The sequence below is a fragment of the Acinetobacter sp. FY731 genome, assembly GCF_059515905.1.
The window spans coordinates 289,191-309,305 of the sequence record NZ_JCAKNB010000003.1; the positions used below are offsets into that span (position 1 = coordinate 289,191).

Consider the following 20,115-nt stretch of genomic DNA (forward strand, 5'->3'; position numbering starts at 1 on the left):
CTATGCCTCCGCGACTAAGCCGTATTCAGCTGCTTCTTCTAAATTTACGGTCACTAATTTTGATGTTCCTGGCTCTGGCATGGTTACCCCGAGTAAATCTGTTGCCATGGTCATTGCCAGTTTATTATGTGTAATGTAAATGAACTGAACCTGTTCGGATAGTTCTTTTACAAGATTACAAAAACGTCCTACATTTGCATCATCTAAAGGTGCATCTACTTCATCTAGCACGCAAAATGGCGCAGGATTTAATCTGAAAATTGCAAAAACCAATGCAAGTGCTGTTAACGCCTTTTCACCACCTGAAAGCAAGGCAAGCGAACTGTTCTTTTTACCTGGTGGGCGCGCCATCAATTTAACACCCGATTGCCAGTCATCTTCTAGACTTAAACTCGCTTCCCCACCATCAAATACTTTTGGAAATAAACTTTGAAGCTCCACATTCACTTGATCAAAAGTGGTCATAAATAATTTACGCGTTTCTTGATCAATACTTTTCATTGCTGCTTGTAACTGATCGACCGTTTTATTCAAATCATCAATTTGATGACTCAGTTCTGCATAACGCGCTGAAACTTCTTCATATTCTTCAGAAGCAGCTAAATTCACCGCACCAATTTTTTCAAATTGCTGTTGGGCTTTTTCAAGCTTCTGCTGATGTGAAACCAAGTCGATATTTAAGCCTGTTATTACTTCACTATTCAACTCTTTTAACTGATCTGAATAATGCTGTAAATCAGATTTTGCAGATTGCCAAGCCAAGCGCTTTGCTTCTAATTCTGTGCGTAACTTTTCATCTTGCTGTTGATGCTGATGACGTTGCTCAGTCAAACTTTGTTGTTTTTCTTGTACATTATTGAGTTCAACCTGCCACTCCCCCCAAGTTTTTTGCAGTTTCTCCGTTTGTTCGAGCTGTTCTGCATACTGATCTTGCAAAGCTGGGAGTTCTAACTGCACAGGATCTACAAACTTTTTCGCTTGTTCCATTTGCGCCAAAATTTGTTGATATTGAGCTTTTAAGAATGATGCATCTTTTTCTAACAGCTCAACTTGTTGTGTCGTTTGCACAGATTGACGGCGTACAAGCTCTAATTCTTGCTGAGATTGTTGTAAATTTTGTTGCGAATTTTCAACTCTTTCACTTAATTCATCCACTTGAAACTGCATGGTTTTATAATTTGGTAAAACCTGTTCAAGCTTTAAATTCAATGAATGCAAATCGATTTCCAAATCATCTTTTTGCATTGCATCTTCTTCCAACTGCTCATCGAGCTGTTGTAGCTGACTTTGCAATTGTTGTTTTTGAACACTAAATGCCTGTGCAGCACTTTGAATTTTCACCAAACTCAAATCTGCATTTTGCAATGATTTTTGTACTTGCTTAAGCTGTTCTTGCTGATCTTGAATACTTTTTTGCAAAACTTGAGCTTGCTGTAAAATTTCAGGCAATGCAGCTTCTGCTTGTTGAAGCAAATTTATTTTTTCAGTCAAAATCTGTTCAATTTCATCTAAACGGATACGATGACTTAATGCGCCTTGCCCCGCCTGAGATGCATCATCATAAAACAGACCAATTACCCAATCTAAACCAACATGATAACCATCTAAAGTCAAAATACTTTGACCATTTAAAAGTTGAGATTGAAGCTTCAAGGCTTGTTCTAAATTTTCTGAAACAGCAACCTGTTGCCACAATGAATGCTGAGGTGTTTCAATCCAATCAGCTAAACAAGGTAAATCATCTAACTGAATTTTTCCTTGTTTAGAAGATGGTTTTAACTGACGTGCAATGCTTTCTTGGAACGACGTTGATGTTTCCAAAACCTGTGCAGACAACCATTTAGATAAGAATTTTTCAACTAAATTGGCTTGCGCTTTACCACCTTCATTCAGCTTTAAACGCTGCATGAGTTGCTCGCCCTGCACATTTGTCTTAGGGCTATTTTTAATCATGAGCTGATTTAAATTTTTTTGCTCTGACTGTAAAACTTGAACTTCAGACTTCAACTGATTCACCGCATTTTTTTGCTGTGAATACAGTTCTTGTACTGTGTCTAATTCAGTTTTTTTGCTTTGTAACGCCAACTCTAAAACGTCTATTTCTTGGCTAAATTGCGCTTTGTCCTTTTCCAATTGATCAACATCATCTTGCTGATATTGATTTTGAATTTGCTGAGCTTGTTGTTGCAACGTCTCTTTTTGCTGTTCAATTCGAGCAATATTTTTCGTCAGCTGTTCACTTTGCGCAATCATCTGCATTTTTTGCTGTTGTTGCTTTTCGACTTGCGCTTTCACTTGCTCAAATTGTTGTACAGCCTGTTGCTGCTGTACTTTTAAATCATTAAAACCTTGCGATTGATTTTGACTTTGGCCTTCTTGTACTTGCAATTGCTCAGCTTGGCTTTCTTGCTGCTCTTGCAAAGTTTCCAATTGCAATTCAATTAGCTGCAAGCGCTCTTTGGTCTGAACTTTTTGTTCTTCTAATTGAGATAAAGTCGATGTATTTTGTTGCAATAAACTTTGCTTTTGCTCCAAAGTCATTTTCAACTCAGCCAGTTTTTTTTCTGCCTGTTGCCATTCATTTTGTAATGGTGTCGATTGCTGAATGAGACGTTGGAACAATTCACTTGTAGCTGTTAAATCATGTTCAAGCGTATTTAACTCAGAACGCACCAATTTAAAGGTATCACCCAAACCATTTAAATGAACCGTATATTCTTCCTGCAAACGTGTACTGTGTTCGCACTGGAAAGATAAAACCTCAATTTTAATGGTCCGAATTTGCGTTTCTAATTCTTTGTACTGAACCGCTGCTTCAGACTGACGTTTTAAAGTTTTTAATTGTGAGCGAAGTTCAGAAGCAATATCATCTAAACGAGATAAATTTTGCGTGGTATGTTCTAAATGCAACATCGTTTCACGACGACGTGCTTGATAACGCGAAACACCTGCCGCTTCTTCAATAAATACCCGCATTTCTTCGGGTTTTGCATCAATTAAACGGTTAATCATGCCCTGTTCAATAACCGCATAAGAACGAGGTCCTAAACCTGTTCCCAAGAAAATATCGGTAATATCCCGACGACGACACTTTGTGCCATTTATAAAATATTCAGACTTACCATCTCGGTTCACCTGACGGCGCACAGCAAGTTCATTATATGCGTTATACGTTCCACCTAATTTTCCATAAGTGTTATCAAAACGAAGCTCTACACTTGCCACCCCAACAGGTTTACGCTTTGCCGTTCCTGTAAAAATAACGTCTTGCATACTACCGCCACGTAATTGACGAGCGCTAGACTCTCCCATTACCCAACGAATGGCATCAATTACATTCGATTTACCACAGCCATTAGGCCCCACAACTGCAGTACGATTCGCTTTAAAGTTTAGTGTTGTGCTATCGGCAAATGATTTAAAGCCGGAAAGTTTTAAGCTGCTTAAACGCATAATGTCCTAATTAACGGCGCGAGCGTCTTGCCCACGCAAGTTCTATTTGTTTCATTCGTGTTAGAGATTCCAACACTAAATCACGTAAGTGTCGACAAAAATCTTCCATATTTATTGCTGCTTGTTGCGAATTTCTACTCACTATTGCAGCTACCACAAGTTTAAACAATTCTAGCGACTCTTGTAGCTCTCTTTTTGAAGTATTTAAAGTTAAAAAATAACTTCTACGTAACGATGGTAACAGCTCTTTATAATATTTCATTAAATACGGATTATTCACCTTGTCTTGATGCTTCCATAAACCTTGAAAAATTAAATCGTAAAATTTTTCTGTATGCCCCAAACGGCATTCTTCACTTAATTGTTCTAATAAACATTTTAAATGTTCAGCATCATGAGTAAAAAATACATCTGTAATTCGCTGAACAACCTGCCCCAACAGTAATCCAGTAATATCAAATAAAGCTGCGACTTGTTGCGCCGACATTTCCGACACAACAGCACCACGACGTGGATAAATTACAATTAAATGTGTACGTTCCAATATAAGTAAAGCTTCACGTATAGAACCACGGCTTACATCTAGTTCTTGTGCAAAGCGGATTTCTTGAATACGCTCACCTTCAACCAATTCACCATTAATAATTTGCTCAGCAATATGCTGAGCAATCTGCTCCGACAGGCTATCTGTGTCATGTTGTTGCATATTGTTCCTATTTTTTATATGGATACAAACGCTCGTTTTAATTTACCCTTCATTTATATTTAAAGATAAAAACAACTTTTAACTATGACATTGTTAGACAATTTCTTGTCTATACAGCCAATTTAAACTTTCCTCAAAAGAAACTTGTTAAGCCTTTCACAACAAAATATAGCCCAACTGTTGTAAGCAAACCTGCGAAGCATTTTTTTAGCATCGCTGGCGAAAGTAAATGTGCAACTTTTGCCCCAATTTTTGCAGTCATAAAACTCATTACACTAATACCAATAAAGGCATAAATATGGATATAGCCAATAGTGTTTGGCACATCTACTTTTGCTTCATGACCAAACCACATAAATCCTAAAGCACCAGCAAATGCGATAGGTAAACCACATGCTGCGGAAGTCGCAACAGATTTTTGCATCACCACACCACATTTATTTAAAAATGGAACAGTTAAACTTCCTCCCCCAATACCAAATATTGCAGATGCAACACCAATACCACCGCCTGCTAAAACCTGCATACCTGTCGATGGTAATTGTTTAGAAGGATCAATCACCGCATTGGCGCCTCTAAACATTTTAAATGCAACCCAAAGTGCAAAAAAACCAATCAAAAGTTGTAACCCTTGCCCTGAAAGTAAGTCTGCAATTCCTGCACCTAAAAAAGCTCCAACAACTAAACCAGGTGCCAAATTACGAACAACATTCCACAATACTGCACCTTTTTTATGATGTGCAGATACAGAACTAATTGAAGTCACAATAATGGTAGCAAGTGAAGTTCCTACAGCCATATGCATCACAACATTCAGATCATAATTTAAATGCGTAAATACGACATAGAGAATAGGTACAATAATTAATCCACCACCCACGCCAAACAAGCCTGCGGTAAATCCTGCAATTGCACCAATCAACAAATATATGATTAACTCCATGTCTTACTTTCCCATATTTAAAAATTCTGATGGATTTAGATACTCGCCTACTGCAACAAAAACTCACAGAAGTAAATCAACTTCCTGAAGTTTTAGTCCTAAAACCAATTACAGCATCGACCAATGACGATGTTCGAGAGGTTGCTTTAAAAGGAATTAGCAGTATTTTAATTTGCAGTCGAAAACAAACTCAAGGTCGTGGACAAAACCAACGATCATGGGTTTCGCCCGAAGGTAATATCTACCTAAGCACACTACTTAATGTTCAAACACCAATAGATGGACGTTTGGCTTTGGAAGTTGCACTTAATATTACTCAAATGCCAAGTTTAGAAAGGTTGAATCTTAACGTAAAATGGCCAAATGACTTATATTTTAATCATAAAAAATTAGGTGGAATTCTAATAGAACCCATTTCTGCGACCCAAGCTGTTGTTGGTATCGGTATTAATCTTGCGCCAATACAAGATGATGTAATTAAACATAACACCACATCTTTAGAAGAAATTGGCTTACATCATATTGATCGTATTTCTTTAATTGCGGAATTGTATGTCGCCATTCAACAAGCAGGACAATGGTTCGATCATCATTGTTATAATTTAGGCGCACGTTTTAATCATCATGCTGCTTTTATGAACCAACAGGTTATTCTTGAACATCAAAATGGGCAAATTAATGGTTTATTCTTGGGTATTCAAGACGATGGCTCAATTCAAATACAAACTAAAAATGGTTTAGAAATTTTTTATCAAGGTCGCTTACGCCTCAGTCAGTCAAGTGAAGAGTAAATACAATGAAAAATTTATGGTTAGATATTGGTAATACTCGCCTTAAATACTGGGTCACGAAAAATAATCAAATCATTGAACATGCAGCTGAATTGCATTTGCAGTCTCCTGCCGATTTACTATTAGGGCTTATTCAACATTTTAAAAACTTAGGTATTCATCAAGTCGGTGTATCTTCTGTTCAAGATCAACAAAGCAATGAACGTATTCGTAAAATTTTAAAACAACTAAATGTTCCTATCATTTGTGCCAAAGTTCATGCTGAATATGCAGGCTTAAGTTGTGGTTATGATGATACAACCCAGCTAGGTATTGACCGATGGCTACAAGTTCTTGCCGTTGCCAATAACACCAATGAAAAATACTGTGTAATTAGTTGTGGCACAGCATTAACCATAGATTTAGCAGATGGATTAAATCATTTAGGTGGTTATATTCTGCCAAACTTATATTTACAACGTGACTCACTGATTCAAAACACCAAAGGCATTAAAATTCCAGATGGAGCTTTTGATGAGCTTAGTCCTGGAAGAAACACCATAGATGCTGTTCATCATGGTATTTTATTAGGATTGGTCAGTATTATTAAAAATGTGCTTGAGCAAAGCCCAAGAAAACTGATTTTAACGGGGGGCGATGCACCGCTTTTTGCTAAATTTTTAGCAGAATATAACCCGATTATAGAAGCAGATTTACTCTTATGCGGGCTACAGCGTTATATTGAACACAATGCTTAATCATAAAAATCATGTATAAAAAAAGGCGCATTAAGCGCCTTTTTTTATAATATGAGTTTGATCATTATTTCTTATTACCAAATAATGGTCCCATACCACCACCACCACCGAATTGCTTTTGTAAGCCACCCAATGAACGCATCATTTTTGCCATACCAGATGGATTAGCAAATTTCTTCATCATTTTCGCCATTTGCGCATGTTGTTTAATCAGTTTGTTCACTTCAACAACATCCATACCACAACCTGCGGCAATACGCTTTTTACGGCTTGGATTCATAAGATCAGGGTTACGACGTTCTTTCAGTGTCATCGACTGAATAATCGCTTCCATTTTCTTCACTTGTTTTTCTGGGTTAGCTTGTGCAAGTGCGTCTTGTAGACCTGCATTGCTCATGCCAGGCAACTTATCTAAGAAGCCCATCATGCCACCCATTTTATTCATTTGTTCAAATTGCATGAGCATATCTTCAAAGTTGAAGCTTCCGCCTTTTTGCAATTTTTTCGCCATTTTTTCGGCTTTTTCTTTATCGACTTTACGTTCAAGCTCTTCGACTAAAGAAAGTACGTCACCCATACCCAAAATACGTTGTGCAACACGTTCAGGATGGAATGGCTCTAAGGCATCAAGCTTTTCGCCCATACCTAAGAATTTGATTGGCTTACCTGTGATTGCACGAACAGAAAGAGCAGCACCACCACGTGCATCACCATCTGTTTTCGTTAAAATTACACCTGTAAGTGGTAATGCATCATTAAAGGCTTTCGCTGTATTTGCAGCATCCTGACCTGTCATTGCATCGACTACAAACAATGTTTCAGTTGGATTAATTGCAGCATGAAGCTCTTTAATTTCGTCCATCATGTCATCATCGACATGTAAACGACCTGCTGTATCGACAATTAATACATCAGCAAATTGAATTTTTGCTTGTGCAATTGCACGATTCGCAATATCAATTGGTTTTTCATTGGCATCAGATTCAAAGAAAATTGCGCCAACTTCACCCGCAACTGTTTGAAGCTGTTTAATTGCCGCAGGACGGTATACATCGGCAGATACCATTGCGACTTTTTTCTTTTGACGTTCTTGTAAAAAACGTGCAAGTTTCGCAGCAGTTGTGGTTTTACCTGCACCTTGTAAACCCGCTAGTAGGATTACAACAGGTGGTTTTGCTGCTAGGTCTAGGCTTTCATTTGCCTCACCCATCATTTTAGTCAATTCGTTATGTACAATTTTAACGAAAGCTTGACCTGGTGATAACTGTGTCATCACCTCTTGACCCAACGCTTCTTCCTTAACTTTCGCGATGAATTCACGAGTTACAGGTAATGCAACATCGGCTTCAAGAAGTGCCATACGTACTTCACGTAACGTATCTTTAATATTATCTTCTGTTAGCTGTCCTGAGCCAGTAACATTTCTTAAACTCTGCGTGAGTCGTTCCGTTAAGGTATCAAACATTGCAAAATCCGCTTAAAATGGTTGTTGCAAAAAAATGTTTCTTTAAAATAGAAAATTTATGCATAGAATGCTATAGGATACTGTAGTTCGAGTAGAATTTATATAAATGAATATCCATCATCCTGAAAAAGGTTCGTCATGATTAGCCTGCCTCTGGTTTATACAGTCTTAGCTTTAGTCGCTTATGTGACAGCATTTTGGTATCTATTTAGTCACTTAATATCAAAAAATGATACAAACCAATGGTTTTTTGGTGTTGTTCTAGGTTTAGGCTTAGTTCTGCATGGTGCTGTTATATATAGCGATATGTTAACGCCTATTGGTATTAATTATGATGTATTTAATTTGGTTTCATTTACTTCGGGGTTAATGTTGTTGTTAAGTGCCCTTTTTAGCACTTATCGTCCTGTATCGGCTATGAATTTATTAGGAATTCCTGTCGCTGCTGGCGGTTTAATCTTAGGTTTTGTTTTTAGCAAACCAAAACAGTTTATTGAACAACACTCTCTAGCTTTAGATATTCATATTATTCTTTCTCTTTGTGCTTATGCCATTCTACTTATGGCAACGATTCAAGCCGTAATTTTATGGTTCCAAAACCGTGAATTAAAAAACAAGCAAAAACGTCGTATTTGGGTAGGTTTACTACCATCCTTCCAAGCAATGGAAACCCTACTATTTGATATGCTAATGGCTGGTTTTACTTTATTAACAGTCGCGCTAGCTTTTGGTTTTCTCACTATAGAAAACTTCTTTGGTCAGCATTTGGCACATAAAACGGCATTTAGTATTGTATCTTGGTTTATTTATGGCTCTTTACTCATTGGTCATTATAAATTTGGTTGGCGTGGTCAAAAAGCCATTCGCTTTACCATTATGGGTTTCTTCTTATTGGCTTTAGGTTTTATTGGTTCTAAATTTGTGTTGGAAATGATTTTAGGTAAATAATGCTGAGAGCCTATTATTAAAAATAAGGCTTCATTTTCAACATCCTTTTCTTGTGATTATTCAATTACACAAAAACTACACTGCATGCTAATTATTTTATTTCATTGCGTAACATAAAGCTGTTAAAGTCTATTGAAAAAATAGAGTAAGTACTTATGAACACACACAAAAAAATTATCTTCACGATGCTGACCTTGTGTAGTCCAACAATATTTGCAGAAAATAGCTTTACAAAATCATTTGAGGGAAAGCCGCAAATTAATGCGAATTTTTATGTTTTTGCAGCAGATGTAAACGGAACTTTAAGTGAAAAAAATATTAAATATGATGTAGACCAGCCCTTCAGTGATACGATAAAGCATCTCGATCAAGTCTATATGAGTTATCTTGATTTTAGTAAAGGTGATTGGGGATTTTATATCGATAAACAACTCGTCAAAACATCTAAAGATGAACAAGTTCTGAATATACCATTAGCATTAAAAACAAAATTAGATCAGACAAGCTATGGTATTTACTATCAAGCATATAAATCACCCACTGAAACCAAGCTCAAGAAACCCAAAGTTATTTTTGAACCAACTATTGGCGTGCATCACACTGAAGCAAAAGCCACATTAGCTGCCCTCGGACTTACGAAACAAGCAGATATACATTGGAATGAACTTTTCTGGGGCGCACGTTTTAGATATAACTTTGACTCTCCATGGAATTTCGCATCTGAAGTGACAATTGGTGCTGAAAATACACTCTCAACGCATGCCTATATTGGCTATAACATTCCTGTATTTAGTCGCACGATTAACCTCCGAGCTGGTTACCGCTACTTTAAGCAGGACTATCAATCTGGTGATTTCCACTGGGATATTAATCAAAAAGGCCCTGTGATTGGCTTCAATGTACCAATTTTCTAAAAAAGGAATCTAGCGAAATGAGACATAAGTTTAAAAAAACACTTTGCGCCATCTCTCTTTTATTAGCAGCTGATATCGCTATGGCTTGTACACGTGTTGTGTATCAAGGTGATAACAATAATATTATGACTGCCAGATCTATGGACTGGAAATCTGATGTACAAACAAATTTGTGGATTTTACCTAAAAATGTAAGCCGCACAGGTATGGCTGGACCACAATCTATAAAATGGACCTCTAAATACGGTAGTGTTGTCGCAACGGGTTATGATATTTCAACAACAGATGGCATGAATGAAAAAGGCTTGGTTGCAAACTTATTATGGTTAGTTGAATCAGAATATCCAGATCCGAAAACCTCAAAAAAACCACCTATAAGCATTTCTCTATGGGCACAATATGTACTAGATAATTTTGCTACGGTTGATGAAGCTATTAAAGCACTTGAAAAAGAACCGTTTATTGTTGTATCCGACTCTGTTCCTGGTGAGGAGCGTTTAACGACACTTCACCTTGCAATCTCTGATGCTAAAGGTGATAGCGCTGTTATTGAATATATTGCGGGCAAACAAGTTATTCACCATAACCGTAAATACCAAGTAGTCACTAACTCACCTACTTTTGATAAACAATTAGCGCTCAATAGTTATTGGCAGCAGATTGGCGGTACTGTCATGCTTCCAGGTACAAACCGTGCATCTGACCGTTTTGCTCGCGCATCTTTCTACATTAATGCCGTTCCTCAACATGGAAATCAAAAAGATACGCTAGCGAGTGTTTTTAGTGTTATTCGCAATACATCTGTACCATTTGGTCTAAACACAGAAGAAGAACCGAATATCTCTTCTACACGCTGGCGCACAGTATCCGATCAAAAAAATAGCTTATATTTCTTTGAATCTGCTGTTTCACCAAGTATCTTCTGGGTCGATTTAAAAGAAATTAACTTTAATGATGGTCAAACTAAAAAGTTAGATTTAGGTAAAGATCAATCGAATATTTACTCAGGAAAAGTAAATACATCTTTCAAAGTAACAAAACCTTTTCATTTCTTAGGTATTTCTTAATTTTTAATTAAGTAAAAATCTTTAAAGAATGGCTATACGTTGATATAGCCATTTTTTATTTTAAATCGACTTATTATTTCAACTAGACAAGCTTTCCAATTAGACGTATAACACCCTTTTTCATCATCAGGTAAAACACTTTGAAACTTGTGCTTGCACCCATGGAAGGCTTAACTGACCCAATTATGCGCGATGTACTGACATCCGTAGGCAGTTTCGATTGGTGTGTAACCGAATTCATTCGTGTCACCAACTCGGTTTTACCCGACCATATTTTTTATCAATACTGCCCAGAATTACTCAACGATGGTAAAACGGCAGCAGGAACACCTGTACATATCCAGTTTTTAGGCAATGATCCTGAAATGCTTGCAGCCAATGCAATTCGTGCAGCCAAGCTTGGCGCACCTGCTATTGATATGAACTTTGGTTGTCCCGCAAAAACAGTCAACAAACACCGTGGAGGTTCTGTTCTACTCGATGAACCTGACGTTGTATATGAGCTTGTAAAAGCCGTTCGTGATGCTGTTCCAAACCATATTCCGGTATCGGCAAAAATGCGCTTGGGCTATATGGATAGAAATTTCACACTAGAAAATGCACATGCAATTGAAGATGCTGGTGCAGCTTGGGTCACAGTCCATGCTCGAACAAAAGCAGATGGCTACACACCTCCTGCATTTTGGGATCAGTTAATCCCTATTCGTGAAGCATTAAAAATTAATGTCATTGCAAACGGTGAAATTTGGACAAATGCAGATGCTAAACAATGCCAATTAGAATCGGGCTGTGAAGATTTAATGATTGGTCGTGGTGCAGTAACAACACCCGATTTAACGCAATGTATCCGTCAAAACATAGATACTCCGCTTATCACTTGGAATGAATTACTTACTCTCCAAATTCGTTTTTTAAATGGTACATATAAAAAAGAAATGAATATGGTCGGACGTTATAAACAATGGTTAGGCATGATGTCTAAACACTATCCTGAAGCAAAAGCATTATGGGACGAAGTAAAGCGTATCAAAGCTCTTGACGAAGTTATTGAAAAATTGAAATCTTATTAAAACAAAAGCCGAATTCAACATTCGGCTTTTTACTTTTAAAAATTAACTTGGAGTATTTAAATCAAATAATCAATAAATAAAAAACCCACAGCGGTACCAATACATGAATAAAGCACAAGAATAAAAAACACAAAACTTGCTTTGTTTTTCTTTTTTAAAAAATTCATTGCCCCCTCCAAATAAAGACTCACTGTGCTTTATCATAGCGCATTACTACTCTAAGTAATTAATTTTAAATTATTAATATCAGTACCATAAATTCTGTTGAATATTTAAACTTAGCTATAATTTACATGCCAAATCTTATCGAGTGACATACACGACAACAGCACTAAGTGCAGTAAATAATTAATTTTTAGATCAAGATGCACATGCAATCTACAAAAAATAAAAAAACTGATATATTTAAAGAATAAATGATTAAAAACAATCAAAACATCAAGAAAAATGATATGAATCTAATCCACAACTTAATAAACTTAAATGTTTTGCATTAGATCTTAAAAGCAGCGCAGATTAGGAGGTAAATTCAGTACAAATAACTTTTTAACTTCGTACTCATTAAACACTTATATGTATAACCAGCAAAATTTTAGACTTACATCTATGCTAATCTTATTATTCTTGCTATAAAAAATTCTCTGTATGCGTATCCATGCTGACTTCTCAAAACCAGTAATCATCACACCTCAAGATTATCGATGGGTCAAATCCCCTAGTGGTGAAGTCAATCGTATGATGCTTGATCGAATAGGTAAGGAAAAAGCACGAGCAACAAGCCTCGTGAAATTTGCACCAAAATCTCAGTTTCCTAAACATCATCATCCTCTAGGCGAAGAAGTATTGGTGCTATCGGGTGTTTTCACTGAGGATGCAAAACATCATTATCCTGCTGGCTGGTACATGCGTAATCCACACCAATCAGCACACCAAGTATCTAGTGAAAGTGGTTGTAAAATTTTCGTTAAACTCATGCAAATGACAGAGAATGAATTAGAACCGACTCGCATCAATACATCCAATCCAAATAACTGGATATTGAACCAAGGTCGGCATATTTGTCCTTTGTTTGAGTCAAAATTTGAAAAAACTTTTTTAGAAAAGTTGGAGGCGCATCAGAAGTTTGCTGAGAGAAAAGAAAAAGGCATCGAAATATTAATTATTGATGGTGAATTATTTTCCGATTCAAATATCTATCCAACAGGAACATGGATACGCTTGCCACAAAACTGTGATTTACAATTATCTGCAACTACTGCCGCAACAATTTATGTCAAGTCGAAGCATTTACAACATGCTATTGATGTTTGGGAAAATAATGAGTCTCAAGAATAATTCTATCGAATTTGTACACATCAAGATATTCATATTGATGGTTAAAATAAAATAGCACTAACCCATTAAAATAGGTTTAGCGCTATTTCACTGTTATTATTGATTAAAATAATTTAATGGTAATTTCAAATAAGAAACTCCATTTTCCTCAGGTTCAGGAAATTGACCTGCTTTCATATTAATCTGAATTGATGGCAAAATTAGTTTTGGCATACTTAAAGTCGCATCACGTTGATTGCGCATTTGCACAAATTCAGCTTTTTTTGTGCCATTATGAATATGAATATTGAATGTTTTTTGATGCTGAATATCAGTTTGGCAGATATATTCATCACGCGTTTCAGGCAAATAATCATGACACAAAAATACACGGGTGTTTTCAGGCAATTTATACAACGTTTGTACCGAGTCAAATAATATGTCTGCACTACCACGAGGGAAATCACAACGTGCCGTACCATAATCTGGCATAAACAAAGTATCCCCCACAAACACTGCATCACCCACCACATAGCTTAAACATGCAGGTGTATGCCCCGGTGTTGGAATGTTATAGGCATCTAACGCACCAATTTTAAAATACTCATGATCATCAAATAAATAATCAAAAGGTTGTTGAGCATTAAATTGTTTAATGTCTAAGTTATAAATCGCACTAAAGGTTTCTTGTACCAAGGCAATTTTATGACTCATAGCAATTTTGCCACCGAGTTCTAACTTCAAATACTGCGCAGCAGTGAGATGATCTGCATGCACATGGGTTTCTAAAATCCACTCAACACTTAAACCTTGTGCTTTAACATAGGCAATAATCTGATCTGCATGTGTGGTCGATGTAGTTGCAGATGCCGAATCATAATCCAAAACACTGTCGATAATGGCGCAGTATTTCGTTACAGGATCACTCACCACATAACTAAAAGTATTGGTCGCTTGATCAAAAAAATCCTGAACTATTGCTTGTTGCATGATTTATGCTCCAGACCATTTACGATGAATCAAAACACCTGCAAGCATTGCCACAATAAAATACAACACTTGATAATGACCTAAGCCAATAAGAGTAAAACTTGGCGCTGGACAAATTCCTGCAATGCCCCAACCTACACCAAACATTAACGCACCTATGATGAGCTTTGGATCAATTTTATTGTTGCTTGGTAACTCAATCGGTTCATCAAATACTGTTTTGGGTGCGGCACTACGCACCGCTTTTTGGAATGGAATAAATGCCACCGCAATTGCACCCATCATCACAAAAGCAAGACTGGCATCCCAATTGCCAAACAAGTCTAAAAAGTCGATTACTTTTTGTGGATTCGACATGCCTGATACCATTAAGCCCACAGAAAAGAGCGAACCAAAAATAAAGGCTAAAATATTTTTCATCTTAGAATGCTCCGATCAAGTGACGAACCACATATACCGTGACAAAACCAGCAAACATAAAGGTCATAGTGGCAACAATTGAACGCTTTGATAAACGGCTGATGCCACAAATACCGTGACCACTGGTACAGCCTGAACCTAAACGTGTACCAAAACCAACCAAGAGACCAGCAATAATCATCATTAGTGGGCTTGCCGCTAATACAATTTCAGGTTGTACAAATAGACCGTAAACAAAAGGCGTAATGATTAAACCTGACAAAAACCAAACTGCAGGGGTTTTAAAGACGGTTTGAATATTTAGTACCTGACCAATTAAACCACTAATACCCGCAATGCGACCATGAACATAAAGATAGCCCACCACTGAAATTCCCAGTAGAGCACCGCCAATAAACGCAATCAAAAAATCATTCATGGGAAAATGCCATTAACAATATTCAAACTTATATTATATAATTAAATATATTAATCAAGTGATTTTATGTTATTATGCGTGAAATTTCACAGTTTTGCCTTTTAGGAATTCAGGACACTGTCTATGAACATCTCTATCGACAACTTAAAAATTGAATTTACCCAGGTAGATACCGTTTCAAATTGTTTAAAAGTTCTCTCAAACCCTGACCGTTTAAAAATTTTATGTGTGTTAATCAATGGTGAATTAAATGTCCAGCAAATAGAAGATTGTACAGACATTCATCAACCCTCTTTATCACAGCAACTTACGGTGCTTCGCAAAAATGAAATCGTCTCGACACGTCGTGAAGGTAAGCAAATTTTTTACCAATTAAGCGATCCAAAAGTACTGGGAATTATGCAAACCTTGTATCAATTGTACTGTCAGACCTAGATCTTTTACAGTCAATGACATTTTTAGAATGTCCTACAACAAAATAGCCAATAGGGAGACCAGCAGCTACGGTAAAAAAACATGAAGATAATTTACGAGTAATACTCTGAACTGAACAATTACTCGTCCTTTGATATTTGATATTATTTTTTTCATGATTCTAAGTCATAATGGCCTGCGCGAGCGCTGACCATTATTAAAGTTAAATTAAGATTTTTGCTTCTTAATAAACATATATTTACGCACAATCGGTAAAATCAGCAGTAAGGCAGACATGACCCAAAGTCCCATGCTGATATTACTGTGCCACAAAATACTAAGTTCACCCTGAGAAATAGATAAGGCACGACGTAAGTTCGATTCCATTAACTCACCCAATACAAAACCTAATATTAAAGGCGCAAGTGGGAAATCAAATTTCCTTAAAATATAACCAATGACTCCAAGCCCCATACACAATAGCAAATCAAATATGGTACTGTGGATTGCATATACACCAACAAAGCTCACTGTAGCAATGATTGGAATCAAGATATAACTTGGTATCGATAACATTCGTGCAAAAAAACCCACTAACGGTAAGTTAAGCACTAATAAGATAATGTTTCCGATCATTAAAGAAGCAATCAATGCCCAAACTAATGTTGGTTGCTCTGCAAACAGTTGTGGCCCTGGCGTAATGTTATACATGGTTAATGCACCCATCATCACCGCTGTTGTACCAGACCCAGGTACACCAAGTGTTAGCATTGGTACAAATGATCCGCAGGCAGCCGCATTATTTGCACTTTCAGGTGCTGCTAATCCACGTAAATCACCCTTACCAAATTTACTACTGTCACTCGCCATTTTACGCTCAGTAGTATAGGCCATCGCACTTGCAACACTTGCTCCTGCTCCAGGTAAAATCCCAGAAAAGAAACCAATCAACGAACCACGAATGATTGTTGCCAATGCACTGAAAAACTCTTTAAAGTTAAATAGTGATCTCTTACCTTGTTCAAGTACGACTTTACCGATCGTCGTACGTTCAAGTAATAATAAAATTTCACTAATACTGAATAAACCAATAACTATAGTTGTAAATGCAACTCCATCACTTAAACCTACACTATCAAAGGTAAAACGATATACACCTGTAATTGCATCCATACCTACAGTCGATAAACCTAAACCCATAAGCGCCATAATTAATGTTTTAAAAGGCTGCGTACTAACTAAACCAGTCAAACAAACTATCGCAAAAACCATTAAAGCAAAGTATTCTGCTGGCCCAAATGCCACAGCCCATTTCGCTAATAATGGCGCAAATAGAACGATACCAATAAATGCAATCGTACTACCGATAAAGGAGCTGATAGATGAAAGCGATAAGGCAATACCTGCTTTACCTTGTTGTGCTAATGGATAACCATCTAATGTAGTCATAATTGCACCAGCATCACCTGGTACATTCAACAAAATTGCAGAAATACGGCCACCATATTCACAACCTAAATAAACAGCAGCCAATAAAATCAATGCACTATCTACTGGTAAACCTAATGCATAAGCAAAAGGTAATAATATTGCTACACCATTAATCGGCCCTAATCCCGGTAACAATCCAACAATAGTCCCAATGAATGCACCAATAAAAGCAATCAACAAATTTTGTGGTTGTAAAGCAACCTCAAAACCAGCCATTAAAAAATTTAAAATGTCCATTTCATCGTTGTCCTTAACCAAAGAGCCCAAGAGGTAATGGCACGTCTAATACACGATCAAACATGTAATAAGTGCTTATACTCAATACCAACCCTGTAATCACAATTGGTATTGTTTTTCCGTTGAAAAGCTTCCCAAGTGCAACAGTCATCAATAACGTTGCAAGAATAAATCCAAGAAACTCAAAAGCTGCCGCATAAAATGTCAATGCAATCGTACAAAGTACGAGTTTGATTAAAAGTGGCTTTGTCCATCCTAATTCGACTGGCTCAAACATAATGGCTGGTCGTACAGTAAGATATATCGCACTGAAAGTAATCAAGCCCATTAATAAAATTGGAAATGCTTTCGGACCAACAGGATCGTACGAAATTGGTGCCTCAAAATTACATGCATAGATCAATAAAAATAATCCACAAGCTGCAATAATTCCTGTAAGAATACGTTCATACTTCATCATCTACCCTCAAAAAAAGCAGAATTAAATAACCTTAACTCTGCACTTTTATTATTTTGATAATTTATATTCTTCAGATAACTGACGTAGTTCAGCAGTTTGCTTAAATACATAATCCGTTAGTTCTTCACCAGTCATTTCAAAAGGAAGTAAATCCTGATTTTCTCGGATTACATCGAACTTTTTATTAGCCATCATTTTATCAAAAGCACTTTTCCACCAATTGTAAGCCTCATCACTTACTTTTGGTCCCATATAAAACCCTCGGATCACAGGCCATTCAAGATCGTACCCCTGCTCTTTTGCAGTCGGAAGATTTGCAAACTTACCCTCCAATCGTTTACCTGAAAACACAGCTAATACCCGAATATTTCCAGCCTTTAAATGAGACCCAACTTCACTGACATTACCAACCCCAACCTGAATGTGTTGACCGAGGAGAGAAGTCAACACCTCCCCCCCACCTTCAAGCGCCACAAAACTCATATCAGATGGGTTCACACCTGCTTTTTTAGCTAAAATTGCCGTTTGCATCCAATCTTGACCGCCTACACTCCCTGCACCACCAAAACTCACCTCTTTAGGATTCGCTTTTAGTTTTTTCATCAAATCATCTAAATTTTTTAGTGGAGAGTCTTTATGAACTGCGACTAGACCATAATCAACAGCCACTCCAGATAACCAACGCACATCTTTTACAGTAAAATTACCAAATTTACCTTGCGCAAGATTGAGTAAAGAACCTGTTGAAAATGCAACAACTGCATTATTATTTGATGGATCGTTATTTACAATTTTGTTGTAAGCAACAGCACCAACCCCACCAGGCATATAGGTTACACGCATTGGATCTGTCAAAACTTTCGTTTCTTTAAATCCAGACTGAATAAGCTTGCATGTCATATCAAAACCACCACCTGGTTTTGCAGGGGCAATACATTCTGCTCGTTTAGGTTGGCCTGCTTCACGTGATGCATTTCCTGAACCACAACCGACCATAACAGCACTCGCACAGGCAAGTACCAATAGATTATATTTATTCATTTTTAGAGTTCCTTTCCTTTAACTATCCATGCTTTGAGTATAAAAATTACCTAGTTCCATCATCGACCTCCTTGGTCTTAACTGTGGTTTGGGTGTTTATTTTGTCTTTTGTTTGGCAATACGCTCCTCCACCGAAAATTTCAGCAAGGCTGCGCTACGATAAAATCCGTGGGCGAACTTACCAAAAGGAATTGTGAGAAAGAAAGTCATGACTGTTGCTAAATGAATGATCAGTAGCAGTGCCATTGCAGATGAATCTCGATAGGCCAAAAGAACCAAACCAGTTACACTAATCAAGAGAAGCAAAAAGATAAAACCACGGTCCATTGGTTTTTGATTTACATCACCATGTAGAGGATGACGTTTATAATTTAAATACAGCAAGCCAATTGGACCAATAATTAGGCCTATCCCACCTAAAGTTCCTAAGATAACGGGCAAACTGGTATAAGCATAAGGTGCTTGTAAACCTAAAAAATAGTGGTACATGGTCGCAACACTGGTTGCCAAAAAGCACAGAAGAAAACCGTACATTGTAAAATGATGAAATACACGACGAATCTTCGTATATCGATCATCATCTTCATTGCAACCTTTTCCATGGCCACCATCAAGATATTTTAAAGTCAGAACATTTTTTGATGCTTGTAAAATATCAGGCTGAGCGACACCTTCTGGAATAATTTTTGAAGTTTGTTTCCAAAATTTTGCTATTCCTAGACCAAGTAAAACAAAAGATAGTATGAAAACAGATCCAAATAACCCTGCTAAAAAGTTATGAGGAAAAATGGCATAAAAATCGCCCTGATACTGACCGAATAAGTTAGTTCCATTTAACCAAACACCAATTAACATGATCACAAAGAATAAAACTGACATTCCACTCACTAAAGGAATCCCAGTTTTCTTATAAATTGCACCGAATGATGCTGGCACTGCGAATTGTTGATATGTTTCTAAACGAACTTGAGCCATTGCCTGCGGAATGTTCACTCCAAATTCATGTGGTGGTGCATATTGACAAGCATGTAAACAAGCACCACAGTTATGGCATAGATTCGCCATATAATGGATATCAGCTTGCGTAAATTCTAAGCGTTTTGTCATTGCAGGGAAGACAGCACAATATGTTTCACAATACCGACATGCATTACAAATTTGCAGTGCCTGTTTAACTTGTTGCTCGTTGTCTGTCAGCTGTACAACAGGAATCATTTTTTTTACTTCAGCATTCAT

At 37.0% G+C, this 20,115-nt stretch carries 20 protein-coding genes; 8 read left to right on the top strand and 12 right to left on the bottom strand.

The genetic code is table 11. The features are described 5' to 3' along the window. The 3 genes from smc to AC5YC8_RS05545 form a co-directional block, all read right to left on the bottom strand. Nucleotides 1-3,453, bottom strand: coding sequence for a chromosome segregation protein SMC (smc, locus tag AC5YC8_RS05535; RefSeq protein WP_496163824.1), 3,453 nt, complete (start codon nt 3,451-3,453; stop codon nt 1-3). A 10-nt stretch (nt 3,454-3,463) separates the two neighbouring features. After that, on the bottom strand, nt 3,464-4,159 hold the full coding sequence (locus AC5YC8_RS05540; RefSeq protein ID WP_496116578.1) for a GntR family transcriptional regulator: 696 nt from the start codon (nt 4,157-4,159) through the stop codon (nt 3,464-3,466). 133 nt (nt 4,160-4,292) lie between these two features. Beyond that, nucleotides 4,293-5,102, bottom strand: a complete 810-nt coding sequence (locus tag AC5YC8_RS05545) for a sulfite exporter TauE/SafE family protein (protein WP_496163825.1) — start codon at nt 5,100-5,102, stop codon at nt 4,293-4,295. A gap of 29 nt (nt 5,103-5,131) precedes the next feature. Between AC5YC8_RS05545 and AC5YC8_RS05550 the strand changes: the two genes are divergently transcribed. Both AC5YC8_RS05550 and AC5YC8_RS05555 read left to right on the top strand, forming a co-directional pair. Next, complete coding sequence (locus AC5YC8_RS05550; RefSeq protein ID WP_496163826.1) at nt 5,132-5,893, top strand: biotin--[acetyl-CoA-carboxylase] ligase; 762 nt, start codon at nt 5,132-5,134, stop codon at nt 5,891-5,893. A gap of 5 nt (nt 5,894-5,898) precedes the next feature. Further along, nucleotides 5,899-6,630 (top strand): type III pantothenate kinase, encoded by a 732-nt coding sequence (locus AC5YC8_RS05555; RefSeq protein WP_496163827.1) that lies wholly within the window; start codon nt 5,899-5,901, stop codon nt 6,628-6,630. Between the two features lie 64 nt (nt 6,631-6,694). Here AC5YC8_RS05555 and ffh read toward each other — a convergent pair whose 3' ends face one another. Then, on the bottom strand, nt 6,695-8,095 hold the full coding sequence (gene ffh, locus AC5YC8_RS05560; RefSeq protein ID WP_496116582.1) for a signal recognition particle protein: 1,401 nt from the start codon (nt 8,093-8,095) through the stop codon (nt 6,695-6,697). Nucleotides 8,096-8,233: 138 nt separating this feature from the next. Between ffh and AC5YC8_RS05565 the strand changes: the two genes are divergently transcribed. From AC5YC8_RS05565 to AC5YC8_RS05580, 4 genes are all read left to right on the top strand, one after another. Further along, nucleotides 8,234-9,043: a cytochrome C assembly family protein gene (locus AC5YC8_RS05565; protein ID WP_496163828.1), complete on the top strand. Its 810-nt coding sequence runs from the start codon at nt 8,234-8,236 to the stop codon at nt 9,041-9,043. Between the two features lie 155 nt (nt 9,044-9,198). Continuing rightward, complete coding sequence (locus AC5YC8_RS05570; protein ID WP_496163829.1) at nt 9,199-9,957, top strand: hypothetical protein; 759 nt, start codon at nt 9,199-9,201, stop codon at nt 9,955-9,957. 17 nt (nt 9,958-9,974) lie between these two features. Then, complete coding sequence (locus AC5YC8_RS05575; RefSeq protein WP_496163830.1) at nt 9,975-11,024, top strand: linear amide C-N hydrolase; 1,050 nt, start codon at nt 9,975-9,977, stop codon at nt 11,022-11,024. Between the two features lie 140 nt (nt 11,025-11,164). Then, on the top strand, nt 11,165-12,094 hold the full coding sequence (locus tag AC5YC8_RS05580; RefSeq protein ID WP_496163831.1) for a tRNA dihydrouridine synthase: 930 nt from the start codon (nt 11,165-11,167) through the stop codon (nt 12,092-12,094). Nucleotides 12,095-12,150: 56 nt separating this feature from the next. Here the strand turns inward: AC5YC8_RS05580 and AC5YC8_RS05585 are convergent, their stop codons facing one another. After that, entirely contained in the window at nt 12,151-12,261 is a 111-nt protein-coding gene (locus AC5YC8_RS05585) for a hypothetical protein (protein WP_496116588.1), read from the bottom strand. Nucleotides 12,262-12,739: 478 nt separating this feature from the next. Between AC5YC8_RS05585 and AC5YC8_RS05590 the strand changes: the two genes are divergently transcribed. Further along, nucleotides 12,740-13,429 (top strand): cupin domain-containing protein, encoded by a 690-nt coding sequence (locus tag AC5YC8_RS05590; RefSeq protein WP_496163832.1) that lies wholly within the window; start codon nt 12,740-12,742, stop codon nt 13,427-13,429. A 96-nt stretch (nt 13,430-13,525) separates the two neighbouring features. On the opposite strand, the gene AC5YC8_RS05595 is transcribed toward AC5YC8_RS05590, so the two are convergent. From AC5YC8_RS05595 to AC5YC8_RS05605, 3 genes are read right to left on the bottom strand one after another with little or no spacing between them, the layout of a single operon-like run. Then, complete coding sequence (locus AC5YC8_RS05595; RefSeq protein WP_496163833.1) at nt 13,526-14,398, bottom strand: MBL fold metallo-hydrolase; 873 nt, start codon at nt 14,396-14,398, stop codon at nt 13,526-13,528. 3 nt (nt 14,399-14,401) lie between these two features. After that, nucleotides 14,402-14,818: a DUF6691 family protein gene (locus AC5YC8_RS05600; RefSeq protein WP_496120469.1), complete on the bottom strand. Its 417-nt coding sequence runs from the start codon at nt 14,816-14,818 to the stop codon at nt 14,402-14,404. Nucleotide 14,819: 1 nt separating this feature from the next. Further along, nucleotides 14,820-15,236, bottom strand: a complete 417-nt coding sequence (locus AC5YC8_RS05605; protein WP_496163834.1) for a YeeE/YedE family protein — start codon at nt 15,234-15,236, stop codon at nt 14,820-14,822. Between the two features lie 123 nt (nt 15,237-15,359). Between AC5YC8_RS05605 and AC5YC8_RS05610 the strand changes: the two genes are divergently transcribed. Further along, nucleotides 15,360-15,671: a metalloregulator ArsR/SmtB family transcription factor gene (locus AC5YC8_RS05610; protein WP_496163835.1), complete on the top strand. Its 312-nt coding sequence runs from the start codon at nt 15,360-15,362 to the stop codon at nt 15,669-15,671. A gap of 207 nt (nt 15,672-15,878) precedes the next feature. Here AC5YC8_RS05610 and AC5YC8_RS05615 read toward each other — a convergent pair whose 3' ends face one another. The 4 genes from AC5YC8_RS05615 to tcuB all read right to left on the bottom strand — a co-directional run bounded on the left by AC5YC8_RS05615 (nt 15,879) and on the right by tcuB (nt 20,115). Next, nucleotides 15,879-17,378: a tripartite tricarboxylate transporter permease gene (locus tag AC5YC8_RS05615; RefSeq protein ID WP_496163836.1), complete on the bottom strand. Its 1,500-nt coding sequence runs from the start codon at nt 17,376-17,378 to the stop codon at nt 15,879-15,881. Nucleotides 17,379-17,391: 13 nt separating this feature from the next. After that, nucleotides 17,392-17,838 carry a tripartite tricarboxylate transporter TctB family protein gene (locus AC5YC8_RS05620; protein WP_496163837.1) on the bottom strand — a complete coding sequence of 149 codons (447 nt, stop codon included), beginning with the start codon at nt 17,836-17,838 and terminating at the stop codon, nt 17,392-17,394. Nucleotides 17,839-17,886: 48 nt separating this feature from the next. Further along, the gene (locus tag AC5YC8_RS05625; RefSeq protein ID WP_496163838.1) at nt 17,887-18,879 is read right to left on the bottom strand and encodes a Bug family tripartite tricarboxylate transporter substrate binding protein; all 993 of its coding nucleotides are present in this window, start codon (nt 18,877-18,879) and stop codon (nt 17,887-17,889) included. Between the two features lie 96 nt (nt 18,880-18,975). Continuing rightward, on the bottom strand, nt 18,976-20,115 hold the full coding sequence (gene tcuB, locus AC5YC8_RS05630; protein ID WP_496163839.1) for a tricarballylate utilization 4Fe-4S protein TcuB: 1,140 nt from the start codon (nt 20,113-20,115) through the stop codon (nt 18,976-18,978).

Excerpts from the sequence above, each read along its gene's own strand:
- smc (WP_496163824.1), bottom strand. The coding sequence starts at position 3,453 with ATGCGTTTAAGCAGCTTAAAACTTTCCGGCTTTAAATCATTTGCCGAT.
- AC5YC8_RS05540 (WP_496116578.1), bottom strand. The coding sequence starts at position 4,159 with ATGCAACAACATGACACAGATAGCCTGTCGGAGCAGATTGCTCAGCAT.
- AC5YC8_RS05545 (WP_496163825.1), bottom strand. The coding sequence starts at position 5,102 with ATGGAGTTAATCATATATTTGTTGATTGGTGCAATTGCAGGATTTACC.
- AC5YC8_RS05550 (WP_496163826.1), top strand. The coding sequence starts at position 5,132 with ATGGATTTAGATACTCGCCTACTGCAACAAAAACTCACAGAAGTAAAT.
- AC5YC8_RS05555 (WP_496163827.1), top strand. The coding sequence starts at position 5,899 with ATGAAAAATTTATGGTTAGATATTGGTAATACTCGCCTTAAATACTGG.
- ffh (WP_496116582.1), bottom strand. The coding sequence starts at position 8,095 with ATGTTTGATACCTTAACGGAACGACTCACGCAGAGTTTAAGAAATGTT.
- AC5YC8_RS05565 (WP_496163828.1), top strand. The coding sequence starts at position 8,234 with ATGATTAGCCTGCCTCTGGTTTATACAGTCTTAGCTTTAGTCGCTTAT.
- AC5YC8_RS05570 (WP_496163829.1), top strand. The coding sequence starts at position 9,199 with ATGAACACACACAAAAAAATTATCTTCACGATGCTGACCTTGTGTAGT.
- AC5YC8_RS05575 (WP_496163830.1), top strand. The coding sequence starts at position 9,975 with ATGAGACATAAGTTTAAAAAAACACTTTGCGCCATCTCTCTTTTATTA.
- AC5YC8_RS05585 (WP_496116588.1), bottom strand. The coding sequence starts at position 12,261 with ATGAATTTTTTAAAAAAGAAAAACAAAGCAAGTTTTGTGTTTTTTATT.
- AC5YC8_RS05590 (WP_496163832.1), top strand. The coding sequence starts at position 12,740 with ATGCGTATCCATGCTGACTTCTCAAAACCAGTAATCATCACACCTCAA.
- AC5YC8_RS05595 (WP_496163833.1), bottom strand. The coding sequence starts at position 14,398 with ATGCAACAAGCAATAGTTCAGGATTTTTTTGATCAAGCGACCAATACT.
- AC5YC8_RS05600 (WP_496120469.1), bottom strand. The coding sequence starts at position 14,818 with ATGAAAAATATTTTAGCCTTTATTTTTGGTTCGCTCTTTTCTGTGGGC.
- AC5YC8_RS05605 (WP_496163834.1), bottom strand. The coding sequence starts at position 15,236 with ATGAATGATTTTTTGATTGCGTTTATTGGCGGTGCTCTACTGGGAATT.
- AC5YC8_RS05610 (WP_496163835.1), top strand. The coding sequence starts at position 15,360 with ATGAACATCTCTATCGACAACTTAAAAATTGAATTTACCCAGGTAGAT.
- AC5YC8_RS05615 (WP_496163836.1), bottom strand. The coding sequence starts at position 17,378 with ATGGACATTTTAAATTTTTTAATGGCTGGTTTTGAGGTTGCTTTACAA.
- AC5YC8_RS05620 (WP_496163837.1), bottom strand. The coding sequence starts at position 17,838 with ATGATGAAGTATGAACGTATTCTTACAGGAATTATTGCAGCTTGTGGA.
- AC5YC8_RS05625 (WP_496163838.1), bottom strand. The coding sequence starts at position 18,879 with ATGAATAAATATAATCTATTGGTACTTGCCTGTGCGAGTGCTGTTATG.
- tcuB (WP_496163839.1), bottom strand. The coding sequence starts at position 20,115 with ATGAATGCTGAAGTAAAAAAAATGATTCCTGTTGTACAGCTGACAGAC.